The 16,680-nt window shown below is 48.9% G+C and carries 14 protein-coding genes and 5 tRNA genes; all 19 read right to left on the bottom strand.

Annotated elements, in window-relative coordinates:
* Positions 1 to 92: 92 nt before the first annotated feature.
* On the bottom strand, positions 93 to 4,118 hold the full coding sequence (gene rpoB, locus AC53GJ_RS01460; RefSeq protein ID WP_496730769.1) for a DNA-directed RNA polymerase subunit beta: 4,026 nt from the start codon (positions 4,116 to 4,118) through the stop codon (positions 93 to 95).
* A gap of 179 nt (positions 4,119 to 4,297) precedes the next feature.
* Positions 4,298 to 4,663 (bottom strand): 50S ribosomal protein L7/L12, encoded by a 366-nt coding sequence (gene rplL, locus AC53GJ_RS01455; RefSeq protein ID WP_496730768.1) that lies wholly within the window; start codon positions 4,661 to 4,663, stop codon positions 4,298 to 4,300.
* Between the two features lie 67 nt (positions 4,664 to 4,730).
* Complete coding sequence (rplJ, locus tag AC53GJ_RS01450; protein ID WP_496730767.1) at positions 4,731 to 5,225, bottom strand: 50S ribosomal protein L10; 495 nt, start codon at positions 5,223 to 5,225, stop codon at positions 4,731 to 4,733.
* Positions 5,226 to 5,530: 305 nt separating this feature from the next.
* Complete coding sequence (gene rplA / locus AC53GJ_RS01445; RefSeq protein ID WP_496730766.1) at positions 5,531 to 6,232, bottom strand: 50S ribosomal protein L1; 702 nt, start codon at positions 6,230 to 6,232, stop codon at positions 5,531 to 5,533.
* Between the two features lie 3 nt (positions 6,233 to 6,235).
* Positions 6,236 to 6,664, bottom strand: a complete 429-nt coding sequence (gene rplK, locus AC53GJ_RS01440) for a 50S ribosomal protein L11 (protein WP_496730765.1) — start codon at positions 6,662 to 6,664, stop codon at positions 6,236 to 6,238.
* Between the two features lie 125 nt (positions 6,665 to 6,789).
* The gene (gene nusG, locus AC53GJ_RS01435; protein WP_496730764.1) at positions 6,790 to 7,329 is read right to left on the bottom strand and encodes a transcription termination/antitermination protein NusG; all 540 of its coding nucleotides are present in this window, start codon (positions 7,327 to 7,329) and stop codon (positions 6,790 to 6,792) included.
* A 3-nt stretch (positions 7,330 to 7,332) separates the two neighbouring features.
* Positions 7,333 to 7,707, bottom strand: coding sequence for a preprotein translocase subunit SecE (secE, locus tag AC53GJ_RS01430; protein WP_496730763.1), 375 nt, complete (start codon positions 7,705 to 7,707; stop codon positions 7,333 to 7,335).
* An 86-nt stretch (positions 7,708 to 7,793) separates the two neighbouring features.
* Positions 7,794 to 7,870 (bottom strand) — tRNA-Trp (locus AC53GJ_RS01425).
* Positions 7,871 to 8,270: 400 nt separating this feature from the next.
* Positions 8,271 to 9,455 (bottom strand): elongation factor Tu, encoded by a 1,185-nt coding sequence (tuf, locus tag AC53GJ_RS01420; protein ID WP_496730762.1) that lies wholly within the window; start codon positions 9,453 to 9,455, stop codon positions 8,271 to 8,273.
* Between the two features lie 81 nt (positions 9,456 to 9,536).
* Positions 9,537 to 9,612: transfer RNA gene (locus AC53GJ_RS01415), tRNA-Thr, on the bottom strand.
* 15 nt (positions 9,613 to 9,627) lie between these two features.
* Positions 9,628 to 9,702 (bottom strand) — tRNA-Gly (locus AC53GJ_RS01410).
* 34 nt (positions 9,703 to 9,736) lie between these two features.
* Positions 9,737 to 9,821, bottom strand: a tRNA-Tyr gene (locus AC53GJ_RS01405).
* Between the two features lie 10 nt (positions 9,822 to 9,831).
* Positions 9,832 to 9,907, bottom strand: a tRNA-Thr gene (locus AC53GJ_RS01400).
* 86 nt (positions 9,908 to 9,993) lie between these two features.
* Positions 9,994 to 10,716 (bottom strand): type III pantothenate kinase, encoded by a 723-nt coding sequence (locus AC53GJ_RS01395; RefSeq protein WP_496730761.1) that lies wholly within the window; start codon positions 10,714 to 10,716, stop codon positions 9,994 to 9,996.
* Positions 10,716 to 11,711, bottom strand: a complete 996-nt coding sequence (gene birA, locus AC53GJ_RS01390) for a bifunctional biotin--[acetyl-CoA-carboxylase] ligase/biotin operon repressor BirA (RefSeq protein WP_496730760.1) — start codon at positions 11,709 to 11,711, stop codon at positions 10,716 to 10,718. The genes AC53GJ_RS01395 and birA overlap by 1 nt, the downstream gene beginning before the upstream one ends.
* Complete coding sequence (gene murB / locus AC53GJ_RS01385; protein WP_496730759.1) at positions 11,704 to 12,699, bottom strand: UDP-N-acetylmuramate dehydrogenase; 996 nt, start codon at positions 12,697 to 12,699, stop codon at positions 11,704 to 11,706. The genes birA and murB overlap by 8 nt, the downstream gene beginning before the upstream one ends.
* 77 nt (positions 12,700 to 12,776) lie before the next feature.
* Complete coding sequence (locus AC53GJ_RS01380) at positions 12,777 to 13,691, bottom strand: histone deacetylase family protein (RefSeq protein WP_496730758.1); 915 nt, start codon at positions 13,689 to 13,691, stop codon at positions 12,777 to 12,779.
* On the bottom strand, positions 13,688 to 15,532 hold the full coding sequence (locus AC53GJ_RS01375) for a GNAT family N-acetyltransferase (RefSeq protein ID WP_496732748.1): 1,845 nt from the start codon (positions 15,530 to 15,532) through the stop codon (positions 13,688 to 13,690). Before AC53GJ_RS01375 ends, AC53GJ_RS01380 begins: the two co-directional genes overlap by 4 nt.
* Positions 15,533 to 15,707: 175 nt before the next feature.
* The gene (locus tag AC53GJ_RS01370; RefSeq protein ID WP_496730757.1) at positions 15,708 to 16,499 is read right to left on the bottom strand and encodes an acyl-CoA thioesterase; all 792 of its coding nucleotides are present in this window, start codon (positions 16,497 to 16,499) and stop codon (positions 15,708 to 15,710) included.
* Between the last annotated feature and the right edge of the window lie 181 nt (positions 16,500 to 16,680).

The raw sequence follows: 16,680 nt of genomic DNA, 5'->3' as shown, positions 1-16,680 counted from the left end.
CCTGTCAGAGGTTTAACCGGTAACGGGGCGACTAGCGCCCCAATAGTGCACTCAGCAAACAATCCCCCTGCTTGCGCAGGGGGCGCTGAGGGTTATTCCTCTTCCAATTCGATGTTGATACCGAGCGAACGGATTTCTTTCATCAATACGTTGAAAGATTCTGGCATGCCTGGTTCCATGCGGTGGTCGCCATCCACGATGTTCTTATACATCTTGGTCCGGCCATTCACGTCATCAGACTTCACAGTCAACATTTCCTGCAGGGTATAGGCTGCACCGTATGCTTCCAGTGCCCACACTTCCATCTCACCGAAGCGCTGACCACCGAACTGAGCTTTACCACCCAGTGGCTGTTGGGTAACCAGACTGTACGAACCGGTCGAACGGGCGTGCATCTTGTCATCCACTAAGTGGTTCAGTTTCAGCATGTACATGTAGCCAACAGTTACTTTCCGTTCGAAAGTATTACCGGTACGACCATCATACAGCGTGATCTGACCGCTGGTTGGCAGGTCACCTAAGGCTAACAGTTCTTTGATTTCGCTTTCTTTGGCGCCATCAAATACTGGAGAAGCCACTGGTAAACCTTTGCGCAGGTTCTGTGCCAGACGACGAACTTCATCATCGGTGAAGTTGGCCACATCAACATTCTGACGTGATTCACCCAGCGCATAAGCTTTCACCAGGAATTCACGGATCTCGGCAACATCGCGTTGATCTTTGATCATGCCATCGATCTTGTCACCGATACCACGGGCCGCTAAGCCTAAGTGAGTTTCCAGGATCTGACCGATGTTCATCCGTGACGGAACGCCCAACGGGTTCAATACGATATCAACTGGCTGACCTTTGTCATCGTATGGCATATCTTCAACCGGCACGATAGAAGAGATAACACCCTTGTTACCGTGACGACCTGCCATCTTATCACCAGGCTGGATCCGACGTTTCACCGCCAGGTACACCTTAACGATTTTCAGCACGCCTGGGGCTAAATCATCACCCTGGATGATTTTGCGGCGTTTGGCTTCGAACTTCTTATCATACTCAATACGGATTTCTTCGTATTGGGCAGCCAGTTGCTCGAGGTCATTTTGCTTGTCTTCGTCAGCCAGGCTTTGTGACAACAATACATCTGCACGCATGTTGTTCAGACGAGTGCGATCGACACCAGTACCTTCAATCAGGTTACGAGCCCGTGAGCAGATACCTTCTTCGAGGATACGGAATTCTTCATTCAGGTCTTTCTTGGCCTGTTTGATTTCCATCTCTTCGATTTCGCGAGCGCGTTTGTCTTTCTCTACGCCATCACGGGTGAATACCTGCACGTCAATGACAGTACCTGTCACAGAGTTTGGTACGCGTAATGATGAGTCTTTCACATCAGACGCTTTTTCACCGAAGATAGCCCGTAACAGTTTTTCTTCTGGCGTCAGCTGGCTTTCACCTTTTGGTGTCACCTTACCAACCAGAATATCACCGCCTTTCACTTCAGCACCGATGTACACGATACCGGCTTCGTCCAGCTTCGACAGCGCAGACTCACCGACGTTAGGAATATCGGCAGTAATTTCTTCTGCACCTAACTTGGTATCACGAGCGATACAGCTCAGTTCCTGAATGTGAATGGTGGTCAGGCGATCTTCCTGCACCAGACGCTCAGATAATAAAATCGAGTCTTCGAAGTTGTAACCGTTCCATGGCATGAATGCCACACGCAGGTTCTGACCTAATGCCAGTTCGCCTAAGTCCGTAGACGGACCGTCAGCCAAGACGTCACCGCGTTCAATCGGCTCACCATGGTTGACACAAGGACGCTGGTTAATACAAGTGTTCTGGTTAGAACGGGTGTATTTAGTCAGGTTGTAAATATCAATACCGGCTTCACCTGGTACCATTTCATCTTCGTTGACTTTGATCACGATGCGGCTGGCATCGACATAGTCGATCACGCCACCACGTTTAGCGACCACAGTCACACCTGAGTCTTTGGCAACCACACGCTCAACACCAGTACCCACTAACGGCTTATCAGCACGTAAAGTTGGTACAGCTTGACGTTGCATGTTTGAACCCATCAATGCGCGGTTGGCGTCATCGTGTTCCAGGAACGGGATCAAAGCCGCAGCGACAGATACGATCTGTTGCGGTGCAACATCCATATACTGCACTTTGTCAGCTGGCATCAGGGTGAATTCGTTTTTATAACGGCATGGCACCAGTTCTTCTACCAGACGGTTTTCTTCGTTCAACTCGGCGTTGGCCTGAGCGATAACGAAATTGCCTTCTTCGATAGCAGACAGGAAATCCACTTCGTCGGTCACGATACCATCTTCAATCCGGCGGTATGGGGTTTCCAGGAAACCGTACTCGTTGGTCTGTGCGAACATAGACAATGAGTTGATCAGACCGATGTTCGGACCTTCAGGCGTTTCGATAGGACAGACACGACCATAGTGCGTTGGGTGAACGTCGCGGACTTCGAAGCCTGCGCGCTCGCGGGTTAAACCACCAGGGCCTAACGCAGAGATACGGCGTTTGTGCGTCACTTCAGATAATGGGTTGTTCTGGTCCATAAACTGAGACAGCTGGCTTGAACCAAAGAACTCTTTCACTGCCGCTGAAATTGGTTTGGCATTGATTAAATCCTGTGGCATCACTGCGTCTAAGTCGCCCAGTGACAGACGTTCTTTCACCGCACGTTCTACGCGGACTAAACCAACGCGGAACTGGTTTTCAGCCATTTCGCCGACAGAACGGATCCGACGGTTACCCAGGTGGTCGATATCATCGACTTCGCCGTTACCGTTACGGATATCAATCAGCACTTTCATTACGGCTAAGATGTCGTCTTTTGACAATACACCGGCGCCTTTACCTTCTTCAAAATTGACGCGGCGGTTGAATTTCATCCGGCCGACCGTCGACAGATCATAACGATCTTCAGAGAAGAACAGGTTTTGGAATAAAGTTTCCGCAGCTTCGCGTGTTGGCGGCTCGCCAGGACGCATCATGCGGTAGATTTCGACCAGCGCTTCCATCCGGTTATTGCTCGGATCGATACGCAGTGTGTCAGAGATATAAGCACCCTGGTCCAAATCGTTGATATACAGTGTTTTAAAGCTATCGTAGCCAGCTTTAGCTAATTTTGCTAACAGCTCCAGTGTGAGCTCTGCGTTCGCCTCGGCAATAATCTCTCCGGTTGAACGGTCAGCGTAATTTTGTGCAAGCACACGGCCGACGACGTACTCATGCGGTACTTCCATCAGGGTCAGGCCGGTTTTTTCCAACTGACGAACGTGTTTAGCGGTGATACGACGACCCGCTTCAACGATAATCTCGCCGTTGTTGTCTTTGATGTCGAACTGGGCAGTTTCACCACGTAAGCGGTTTGCCACAACGGCCATCATCAACTTACCATCTTTGATTTCAAATTTTGTATTTTCAAAGAAGGTGTTCAGAATGTCTTCAGTGCTCAGCTCAAGCGCACGCAATAAAATCGTGGCCGGCAGCTTACGACGACGGTCGATCCGCACAAACAACGCATCTTTGGCATCAAATTCAAAATCTAACCATGAACCACGGTAAGGAATGACGCGTGCGTTATACAGCACTTTACCAGATGAGTGAGTTTTACCGCGGTCGTGGTCGAAGAACACGCCAGGGCTACGGTGCAGCTGAGAAACAATTACCCGCTCAGTACCATTGATGACAAAGGTACCGTTTTCGGTCATGAGCGGAATTTCGCCCATGTATACTTCTTGTTCGCGGATGTCTTTAATGGTGCCTGGTGCTTCTTTATCAAATAACACCATCCGCAGTTTCACCCGCAGCGGCGCTGAGTAAGTGACACCACGGATTTGACACTCTTTGACGTCAAATACAGGTTCGCCGATCCGATAGCTGACATATTGCAGTTCAGCACTGCCTGAGTAGCTTTTGATCGGGAATACAGAGCGGAAAGCGGCTTCTAAACCGTATCCACCTTCTGGATCTGGCTCAATAAACTTGCTGAACGACTCGATTTGAATCGACAACAGATATGGTACGTCCAACACTTGTGGGCGTTTACCGAAGTCCTTACGGATACGTTTCTTTTCAGAATAAGAGTAAGTCATGGGGTTCCTCAGCTTGCTGATTTTTTACCCTACCTACCCTCGCGGGGCGGTGGTTATGAACATCCACAATGGCGTCATAAGGGGCGGGGAAAATCAATGTCCCACAGCGCAAAAAGGCCGGTGGTTATTTCACCACCAGCCTAGCCTGAAATCAGGCGGCTAATCCAGAAAAATCCGGATTATTTAACTTCAACAGTAGCACCAGCTTCTTCTAACTCTTTCTTCAGAGCTTCAGCTTCGGCTTTAGAAACGGCTTCTTTGATTGGAGCTGGAGCAGATTCAACCAGATCTTTCGCTTCTTTCAGACCTAAACCAGTTGCACCACGTACTGCTTTGATAACAGATACTTTGTTCGCGCCAACAGCGGCCAGAACAACAGTGAACTCAGTTTGTTCTTCAACAACAGCAGCTGGACCTGCAGCAACTGCAACAGCAGCAGCAGCAGAAACGCCGAATTTTTCTTCCATAGCGCTAACTAATTCAACAACTTCCATTACAGACATTGCTGCGATAGCGTCTAAAATTTGCTCTTTAGTAACTGACATTGCTCAGATTCCTAAACTATCGGGATAATTCCCGTATTAAACTTTACTTACCAAACAACACGTAAAATTACGCGGCTTGATCCTGTTTTTGGTCGCGAACCGCGGCAATTGTACGTACAAGTTTGCCGGCTGCTGCTTCTTTCATAGTGCTCATCAGGCGTGCAATAGCTTCGTCGCGCGTTGGCAGACTTGCTAATACATCGATACTGACTGTGGCGCCATTGAAGGCTGCGCCTTTCAGCTCAAACTTTTGGTTCTCTTTGGCGAAATCTTTGAAGATCCGCGCTGCAGCACCTGGGTGCTCTTTAGAGAACGCAATCAGCGTTGGGCCGACGAACGCGTCGCTTAAACACTCGAACTCAGTGCCTGATACTGCACGGCGAACCAGCGTGTTACGGACAACTTTCATCCATACGCCAGCTTCACGAGCCTGCTTACGCAGAGCAGTGATTTTGCCTACAGCGACACCACGAGCGTCTGCGACTACCGCAGATAAAGCACCATTGGCAGCTTCCTGGACTTCAGCAACGATCGCTTTTTTGTCTTCAAGCTTAATAGCCATTGGCTCTTAACTCCTGGTTCATCCGGACGGAATTGTCCGGGTGCCTACACATCGCTTAAATTCAGTCACCTGAATCAAGCGCGCGATTTACGGTGAGAGCCAGATTGATAGGAATCTTTCTGGGGCTAACACCGTCTGCGTAGGTTGATGTTTTAAGCTGCTCAGCTAAGCTTTTGCAGCACCTACGGTCTTGGACGGAAGCCAGACACTTTGCAAGCAAAGCCCGGCTTCTACCCTAAAATTTGAGCGCGAGATTATAAAATAACCGCGCGGCTCTGTAAAGCAGCTTATTTAAGCAACTTTAATTAGACTTTGGCTTCCAGAGAAGCCTGGTCCAGCACGATACCGGCCCCATGAGTTGAAGAGATAGTTACTTTCTTGATGTAAGTACCTTTTGCAACAGATGGCTTGGCACGTTTCAGTGCAATGATCAGAGACTCGATGTTCTCTTTCAGTTTGTCGGTATCGAAGTCAATCTTACCAACGGTAGAATGGATGATACCATTCTTGTCGTTACGGTAACGAACCTGACCGGCTTTAGCGTTTTTCACAGCTTCAGCAACGTTTGGCGTCACAGTACCCGTTTTCGGGTTTGGCATCAGACCACGTGGGCCAAGGATTTGACCTAACATACCAACAACACGCATTGCGTCTGGAGAAGCGATCACGACATCAAAGTCCATTACGCCTTTCTTAACTTGTTCAGCTAAGTCTTCCATACCCACGATGTCAGCACCGGCAGCTTTAGCAGCTTCAGCGTTTGCACCCTGAGTGAACACAGCAACACGTACAGTCCGGCCAGTACCGTGTGGCAGTACAGTAGCACCACGCACGTTCTGGTCAGATTTACGGGCATCGATACCAAGGTTGATGGCAACATCAACGCTTTCAACGAATTTGCCAGCAGTTAATTCTTTTAATAACGCCACTGCGTCATTGATCGCGTATTCACGAGTAGAATCTACTTTTGAACGGATTAATTTAGCACGCTTTGATAATTTAGCCATTGATTAACCCTCCACCACTAAGCCCATAGAACGAGCAGTACCAGCGATAGTGCTGATGGCTGCTTCGTCGCTGCCCGCTGTTAAGTCAGCGCGTTTGATATTCACGATTTCTTCCAGCTGAGCACGGGTCACTTTACCCACTTTCTGGGTATTAGGACGGCCTGAACCACCTTTTAAGCCAGCTGCTTTCAGTAATAAGAAAGATGCTGGTGGGGTGCGGGTTTCAAATGTAAATGAGCGGTCGCTGTATACAGTGATCACAACTGGAATTGGCATACCTTTTTCCAGTGATTCTGTACGGGCATTGAAGCCTTTACAGAATTCCATGATGTTCACACCGTGTTGACCCAGAGCTGGACCAACTGGTGGCGACGGGTTTGCCATACCAGCTTTAACTTGTAATTTTACAAGTGCCGTGACTTTCTTTGCCATGTTTCACCTCGTTGTAGGGTCATTGCCTCGTAAGTGTGAGGACACTTACTCAAACGGCTCCCCTGATGTTAAAAAGGCCGCGATTATATTTTAATCAGCGGCCCATGACAACGGTTATTTCACCGTTATGCTTTTTCGACCTGTCCAAACTCCAGTTCAACCGGAGTCGAGCGACCGAAAATAAGAACAGACACTTTGACGCGGCTCTTCTCGTAATCAACTTCTTCAACCACGCCGTTGAAGTCAGCAAATGGACCTTCAGTCACACGGACCACTTCACCAGCTTCAAACAAGGTCTTCGGCTTCGGCTTGTCCGCATTATCCTGCAGGCGATTCAGAATGGTATCTGCTTCTTTCTGGCTGATAGGTGCCGGACGATCTGAAGTACCGCCAATGAAACCAAGTACGCGCGGCACACTTTTAACTAAGTGCCAGGCTTCTTCACACATTTCCATCTGGACTAGCACGTAGCCTGGGAAAAATTTGCGCTCAGATTTACGTTTCTGACCCGCACGCATTTCGACCACTTCTTCCGTCGGCACTAACACTTCACCAAATTTTTCTTCCATCTGGTGAATTTTGATGTGCTCGCGTAGTGAAGTCGCAACGCGTTGTTCAAATCCGGCAAAGGCCTGCACCACGTACCAACGTTTTTTCTCTGACATGGTTTAGATCCCCAATCCCGTTAAAAATGACACCAGCTTTAACAGCACCCAATCCAGACCGAATAAGACTAAAGCCATGATCAGGGTGACAACAGCAACAATTAAAGTGGTTTGATTGGTTTCCTGCCGGGTCGGCCAGACGACTTTGCGAACTTCTAACTTGGCTTCTTTGGCGAAAGTTAAGAAATCACGGCCCTTTCCGGTTTGTGCTGCGACAAAACCAGCCAGTGGGATCAGCACCACTAAACCGATAGCACGTTCCAGGGTAGAAAATTCGAATACGTAGTTGGCGACCACTAATAAGGTCAGGATGGCAAATACGGCCAGCCATTTGACAAGATCTAATCCGCTTTTTGGCGCTTCTGTTGCTGCGTTCATGCTCAAACTCACTTTCCGTGCTTGTTAATACAAGCCACTACTACAGCTGCAATGCAGGATGCAATGCTGCACTCAAGCCATTAAATTGGCAGGGGCAGAGGGATTCGAACCCCCAACCATCGGTTTTGGAGACCGCTGTTCTACCAATTGGAACTATGCCCCTATTTCTTTTGTTACCTGTTCTCAGGTATCAAAAATAGCCGCTCATTATACTGCCTCAGACAGCTAAAACAAGCGCCTGTCTGATAACTGGCCTAATTTTCTGTGTTTCGTTTAAAGATATCAACAGATTCAGCTGTTTATCTTTAGTTTTTTTCGTAATCGCCAATGGATTCAGTGGATTTCGGCCAGTATAAAGTGAGGCTAATCTGCAGAAAATGTTCAAAACAGCACCAAGCCAGCTACAGTTGCAGCTTTAGCTGTAAACAAAATACGCCAAGCTTGGCGGCACGCAGCTCCGCTCTCAGTACAGTTGGCTGATTTCTACTGACCAGCTAGCTGGCGCTGGCAGTTTTGCGGGTACAAAAAAAGGCCCCGCAGGGCCTTTTTAAATCACCAGCAAATTAAGCCAGGATTTTTGATACTACACCAGCACCAACGGTACGGCCACCTTCACGGATAGCGAAGCGTAAACCTTCGTCCATCGCGATTGGGTTGATCAGTTCTACTACGAACTTCAGGTTGTCGCCTGGCATTACCATCTCTACGCCTTCTGGCAGTTCTACTGAACCAGTGACGTCAGTAGTACGGAAGTAGAACTGTGGACGGTAGCCTTTGAAGAATGGCGTATGACGGCCACCTTCGTCTTTAGACAGAACGTACACTTCGCCTTCAAACTTAGTGTGTGGCTTGATTGAACCTGGTTTCGCTAATACTTGACCACGTTCTACGTCTTCACGCTTAGTACCACGTAACAGAGCACCGATGTTCTCGCCTGCACGACCTTCGTCTAACAGTTTACGGAACATTTCAACACCAGTACAAGTAGTTGTCACTGTGTCTTTCAGACCAACGATTTCTACCGCTTCGCCTACTTTCACGATACCTTGCTCAACACGGCCTGTTACTACTGTACCACGACCTGCGATTGAGAATACGTCTTCGATTGGCATGATGAATGGCTTATCGATTGCACGGACTGGCTCTGGAATGTAAGAGTCTAATGCTGCGCCCAGTTCCAGGATTTTTGGTTCCCAGTTAGCGTCGCCTTCCAGACCTTTCAGTGCTGAACCACGGATTACCGGCAGGTCATCACCTGGGAAATCGTAGTCAGAAAGAAGCTCACGTACTTCCATCTCTACCAGCTCTAACAGCTCTTCGTCATCGACCATGTCACACTTGTTCATGAACACGATGATGTAAGGAACGCCTACCTGACGAGATAACAGGATGTGCTCGCGAGTCTGTGGCATTGGGCCGTCAGTCGCTGCTACTACCAGGATTGCGCCGTCCATCTGAGCAGCACCAGTGATCATGTTTTTAACATAGTCAGCGTGGCCTGGGCAGTCTACGTGAGCGTAGTGACGTGATGGTGTATCGTATTCAACGTGAGAAGTGTTGATCGTGATACCACGAGCTTTTTCTTCTGGCGCTTTGTCGATTTGGTCGAATGCGAAAGCCTGACCGCCGTAGTGTTTAGCCAGTACGTTGGTGATAGCTGCAGTCAGAGTAGTTTTACCGTGGTCAACGTGGCCGATTGTACCTACGTTTACGTGCGGTTTGTTACGTTCAAATTTAGCCTTAGCCATGGAGTAGACCCTTTATAAACAAAACGGCGATTATATGGAATTTGTTTTGGATTTTAAAGCAAGAGGAGGCTATTGAAGAAGTGGTGCTGATACCCAGAATCGAACTGGGGACCTCATCCTTACCAAGGATGCGCTCTACCGCCTGAGCTATATCAGCATCTATTTCAAATTTTGGAGCGGGCAGCGGGAATCGAACCCGCATCATCAGCTTGGAAGGCTGAGGTAATAGCCATTATACGATGCCCGCGGCCTACTCGTAGCTATTCTTCCTGACGAAGAGATGGTGGAGGGGGAAGGATTCGAACCTTCGAAGGCAGTGCCGGCAGATTTACAGTCTGATCCCTTTGGCCACTCGGGAACCCCTCCACACAAAAACTGGTGCCGCTTATCCGAGTCGAACGGATGACCTACTGATTACAAGTCAGTTGCTCTACCAACTGAGCTAAAGCGGCTACGTCAGTGGGTGCGAATTCTAGTGGAATGATTTAGGTGGCGCAACAGTAAAACCGAAAAAAACTGACATTTTTGAACTGAGTGCTTAATCCTTCGCCAATTTAGCCATTTTTGGCAGATAAAGCGCCAATCCACGGAAAATTAACAGCGGATCCAGTTGGATAGCAAAGTCTGACTGCAGGTGAGGGAGCAAGGTGGCCGCATCACCACCGGTGCAAATAACGGTCGAGACGGAACGCAGTTGCAAGGCTGCTTGTAAAGCACCAGCGGCAGCCGCTAAACAACCATTTTGCAGGCAAGCCCCGGTTGAAGTGCCTGGTTGCAAACCACTGAGCAAACCATCTTGTGAAAACACCCGTGCCGTGTTGGTGGTCACTGATTTTTCCAATAGCCGTAATCCCGGCAAAATCCATCCGCCCAGATGCTGGCCTGTGGCATCGACCCAGTCGACGGTAATGGCAGTGCCGGCATCGATCACCAGTAAATCCTGCGCTGGCCATAAAGTTCTGCCACCAAGCATCGCCAACCAGCGGTCGACACCCAGTAATTCCGGCTGCTGATAACAACTGGTCAGGCCGTGCCGGCTGGCTTCACTACGGATTTCGGTCCAATCCAGTTGTGCCAGTCCGGTTTGCTGCTGGATTTCCTGATATCGTTCGCTATTGGCAACAGAAGAACAAAACACTGCCTCTATAGCAAAAGCTGCTAAATCAGCAGCATGATGCGATGCCAGCAACTGCAACTGACCTTGCTGATACAACACGGCTTTACAGCGACTGTTGCCGATATCAAGTAATAACACTGCCATTATGCCAGCCCCCGCAAACTCAGCTCGCCGCCATAAAAACTTTGGCTCTGGCCTTCTTGTTGCAATACAATGCCACCTTGCGCATCCACGCCAAGGCAGAGACCTTTCATGTGCTGGTGACCACTGCTCAGACTGACCAACTGACCTGCAAACTGATCACGCTGATTAAAAGCGCTGACAAATGGCCGAAAGCCATGCTGTTCAAACTGCTGCAGATGCTGGCACATTGCTGACTGTAAGCTGGCAACTAGCATATTACGGTCGACGTTGCTGCTCAGGTGCTGCTGTAAATCAGTCCAGCTCTGACTGATCTGATGCTCTGCCAAGGTTGGCATCTGCACATTCAGTCCCAACCCTATCACAACATCGCAATGGCTGTGACTTTGCCCGGCCAGCTCAACCAAGATACCAGCCAGTTTTTTATCGGCCAGATAAATGTCATTCGGCCACTTTAGTTTCACCGGCAACTGAAATTGTTGTTCTAACACTTCTGCCACTGCGATCCCAATCACCAGACTCAGACCCATTGCCGCCTGGATCCCCTGCTCTAACTGCCAATACAGCGAAAAATACAGGTTGCTGCCAAAAGGTGAAAACCAGCTGTTGCCGCGTCTACCCCGGCCTGCGGTCTGGGCTTCAGCAACGATCACCGCACCTTTTTGCAAAGATGCACCATCCTGCAACCGCTTTAACAGCTGCGTATTGGTTGAGTCAGTGACATGCTGTAGCAGAATATCCGCCAAGCCAGGCTGCTGTAACTGTTTGATCCTGTTGATATCCAGTAGTTGTAGCGGCGCTGCTAAGCGATAGCCTTTGCCCTTGATGGCATAGATATCGAGACCGAGTTGTTGCAAAGCCAGGATATGGCGGGCAATGGCAGCTCGACTGATCCCTGCTTGGTGTGCCAGCATTTCTCCGGAACACAGAGCACCGGCAGCCAGTTGCTGGATCAATTGACGCTGCAGAGCCAGACTTTGTGGCAGCACTTTACTCATTAGCAAGCATCATCCTGACTTCAGGTTCCAGTTCGATAGCAAACTGTTGCCGGACTTTGTGTTGAATGGCATTAACCAGCGCCAGTAACTCGGTAGCTGTGCCCTGACCATAGTTCACCAGTACCAGCGGTTGCCGTTCATAACAACCAACGTCACCCAGCCGATAGCCTTTGAAACCACTTTGATCAATCAGCCAGGCCGCCGCCACTTTATAGCTGCCATCCGGTTGCGGATAATTGGGTAGTCTCGGATAGATGGCCAGTAATGATTGAAACTGGTTGGCGTTGAGGAGTGGATTTTTAAAAAAACTGCCGCAATTAGCCAATTGTGCCGGATCCGGTAATTTTGACTGCCGTAAGGCGATAACGGCGGCTACCACATCCTGCGGGCTGCAATCTGCAGTTAACTGCTCCAATCCTTGATAGCGGGTTACGGCACAACCCTGACGTGTTAACTGTAAACCGACTGCCACAATCAAGCCCTGACCAGCCAGTTGCTGTTTAAAAATACTGTCACGATAACCAAACTGGCAGTCGGCACGGTTTAGCCGGATCACCTTACGCTGTTGCCAGTGATAAAAATCAACATAAACACAGCAATCGGCAAACTCAACGCCGTAAGCTCCAATGTTTTGCACCGGCGCCGCACCGACTGAGCCTGGGATCAACACCAGATTTTCCAGTCCCCACCAGCCGGCACTGGCCATCTTCATCACTAACTGATGCCAGTTATGGCCAGCTTCAACGTGTAACAATAGCTTATCTTGCTGCACAGACTCGGTCACGCCAGCTGCCAGATAACGGACAATTTCGCCCTGATAGTCCGCCAGGAAAATACTGTTGCTGCCCTCGCCCAACACCAGGGGAGCCTTGTGCGGCTGATAAGTATGCAACTCGGCCAGCGACGACAACAGTGTGACCTGTTGTAAGGTGGCAGCTAAGCGAAAGGTAGAATAAAGGCGGGCATCTTGCGCCTGGAGTTGTTGCATGCGAGAACCAAAGGCCATAAAAAACGCTATTGTAATAAATAACGTGGCTTTGCAGAAGTGTTATCCGGTGGTGTTGGTTAAACCCAGGCTTTAAGCATAGCCACCACACTACGGCCAAGTGCACTTAAGGCATACCCGCCTTCGAGGCAAGCGACGATCCGGCCATGGCAACATTGGTTGGCCAGCACTTTTAATTGTTCCGCAACCCATTGATAATCCGATTCATTCCATTTCAGATGCGCCATTTCATCTTCACCATGTGCATCAAATCCGGCCGATAACAGGATCAGCTGCGGCGCAAACTGTTCGATAGCAGGCCGCCATTGTTCACTGAATAACTGGCGGAACAAGGTTCCATGACTGGCACCAGACAACGGCATTTTCAGCATCCGCTCGGTACTGGTGGGATCTGTATAAGGGTAAAACGGATGTTCAAACGAAGAGCAGAATAGCACCCGTGGATCATGGCGAAAAATTTGCTCAGTACCATTGCCGTGGTGTACATCAAAATCGACAATCAGCACTCTTTCCAGTTGATACTGAGCCAGGGCATAAGCGGCACCAACCGCGACATTGTTAAAAATGCAAAATCCCATGGCCTGAGCAGATTCGGCGTGATGCCCTGGTGGACGAATCGCACAAAAGGCTTGTTGATCATCAGCCTGCATCACTAAATCCACAGCGTTAATCACTGCACCAGCAGCAAAACGGGCCGCCCTGACTGATTTTGCCATGATGGCTGTATCATCATCCAACCAGGCTAAACCAGTGTCCGGTTGTTTTTGCTGCACCAGTTGGATATAAGCCGGATCATGGACCAACGCCAGTTGTTGATCGGAGGCGGCCGTCGCGTCTTTTTGCCGGATGACATACTCCAGACCAGAACTCAGCAGTTGATCAGCAATAGCATGTAAGCGGGCTGGCGCTTCCGGGTGATCCTGCCCCACATCATGTTGCAAACAAGCCGGATGGCTGAATACTGTGACTGTCATTTATCGGATCCAGCTTGTAACATCAGTTGTAAATTCACTTCATCCGGCTCTTCCGAGCGTAACCGTTTAAAGCCAGCTTTTTCAAACACCCGCAGCATGGCTTTATTTTCCGCCCGCACATAAGCCATCATGGCATGGATATTCCGCTGCCGCGCTATCGCGATCATCTCCTGTAACAGGATTTTGGCCATCCCTTTGCCCTGATGCCGCTCGCGGGTGACAAAGGCTACTTCGCAGCTGTTATTACTTTCAATCAGGTAATACCGACCGACCGCCTGAATTTCCAGTACCGAGCCTTGCTGCCTTACAATACAGAGCGCCAGATCTTTGGATTGATCAACACTGACCAGCACGCTGGATTTTTCCCGCGACATTTGTTTTGGATGATGGTTATAGCGCAATAACAAGGTTTCTTTGGTATGTGAATAAAAGAACTCCTGCAGACGGCGTTCGTCTGCCGGATTTAACGGGCGTAAATCAAAGGTCTCGCCACCGATATTGAGGATTTTAAGTCCAACGGTGCCAAGTTCTGGCACTTCCATCGGCGTCTGCACCTGATAGTTCGGCACCCAATAATGTTTACGCACTTCAGCCAATAATGCGGCGCGAAACTTCGGATGCGCCACCCGAATTAATTCCAGCGCTCTTTCACGGATGCTTTTACCGCGCAATGCCGCCACACCATATTCAGTCACCACATAATGCACATGACCCCTGGAGGTAACTACACCGCTACCTTCGGCAATATGCGGCACGATACGGGAAATGGTGCCGTTTTTCGCCGTCGATGGCATGGCGATAATAGGTTTGCCCCCTTTACTCATCGAAGCACCACGGCTGAAATCGACCTGACCGCCGATCCCACTGTAAAACTGATAGCCGATCGAATCTGATACCACCTGACCGGTCAGATCCACTTCAATAGCACTGTTAATGACCACCATTTTATCGTTGCGGGCGATATTGGTTGGCGAGTTCACATACTCGCTTGGGTAAAATTCGATATGCGGATTACGATCGACAAAATCATATAAATTCTGGCTGCCGACACAGAAACTGGTGACCGTTTTTCCCGGATGAAAGGTTTTCTGACTGTTGTTGATCACGCCTTGGCGCATCAGTTGCACAATGCCATCAGAAATCATTTCACTATGGACCCCCAGATTTTTATGATTACCGAGATATCTCAGCACAGCTTCTGGGATCTTGCCGATACCTATTTGTAAAGTAGCGCCATCTTCAATCAGCATCGACACATATTGACCAATCCGTTCGATGCGCTGTTCAAATTCAGGCGTTGCTACTTGCGGTAATGGCTGGGATACTTCGATAAAAGCATCAATTTTGCTTTTATGAATATAAGCATGACCACTGGTTCTGGGCATCAGCGGATTAAACTGCGCTATCACTTTTTTGGCGTAACGAACAGCAGCGGAAACCACATCCACCGAAACACCGAGCGAGCAATAACCATATTCATCTGGCGGGCTCAGCATCACTAAAGCGGCATCCAGTGGCAAAATATCGGTACTGAATAAGGTAGGAATTTCGGATAAAAAACAGGGCGTGTAATCGGCCCGACCTTCTGCAACCGCTTGGCGGATTTTGTCGCCACCAATAAATAAGCTATTGATTTTAAAAAGATCTTTATACTTTTCTTCAACCCATTTGTTCTCTGAAATGGTTTGAATGTGCACAACTTCAATATCATGCAACTGATTGGCATTCTGGATCAAATCATCGATCAAGGCGTTTGGCACCGCCGCATTCGAGCCAATAAAAATACGGTTACCAGACTGCAGTAATTCACTCCAGTCCAGTCCCGTGGCAGTATTTTGCATCACAACAGCCTCTGTTGATTTTTTGCCCATTATGACGCCATGCCTCCAAAACCATTTGATCTGCCACAACAAATAGACAGCAGATATCACTCATTAAACGCAGAGTTTAATAATCTTCCTGCAGTAAAGCTATGCGACGATCAGCCAATATATGCTGCTTGCGAAACTTATGACCTCAGGCGAAAACTGTGACTGTCTGCCGGCTAATCGCGATCAACTGACCTGCTGGATCCCATAATTTTGCTTCAATATGGTGATAGCCATCAGCAGCATATTCAATATTTGCCAGATAACGCCACCAATCCGCTGTACTAAAATGGCTGCTGCTACCGACAAATTCGACTGTCCAGGTCAATGAGCTCGCCATTGCCGGTGCTGTTAATAACGTCAGACTGACGGGTGGCCAGGCATCAAGCAACGCCAGTAATTCGGCATAACCGGTATTGCATTCCAGACCTTCACTAAATCTGATTTGTCCACCTAAGGTAGGCTGTAGACTGCCACTAAATGGCAATGTGCCCTGCTGGATTTGGTAGTCAAAGTGGGTGGTGAATTCTGGCACAGGTCCGTGTTTTGGTAAGATAGTGACCTGAGAGTCCCACACCGGCGCAGTGATACCAGTGATTTGATAGTTCGAACTACGGCTACTGCCAAAACTAGCCAGCAACACCAACATCGTTTGACCCTGTTGCTGAATTTCAGCCATCGCCTGGATCACAGAACTGCCCTGGCGTAGCACTTTACGCCTGACCTGAGCCGGGCCTGCATTTAATGGCGCAACAAATGAAACTGATAAAGAACGTAATTGCGTCGCGGCAGGTAATAACTGTAGTAAATGTTGTAATGCCAGCGCTGCCGCCATACCACCAAATACAGCCCTGCCTTGACCCCAACCCGCTGGTACTTCAAATGATAAGTCGTCGGTTTGCCCTGGCTCAAACTGCACCATCACCTGATTAAATTGCATCGTCATACTCTGTAAGTGTTTTATGCCAGTGTACGATAATTTTGTGTTGCTGCGAACAGTGATACCATTTCATCTTGTTTGCTATGCAAATGTAATTGAGTTGGTTGAGTTGAATAAATGCGTCGGTTGGAGTCACCACGAAGTGCGACGTGTGACACCATTCCATCTAGTTTTCTGTTCT

Source organism: Rheinheimera sp. B2H12, from assembly GCF_059620065.1.
Note: the sequence above shows the minus strand (reverse complement) of the source record. Positions and strands in the feature narration are given on the sequence as shown.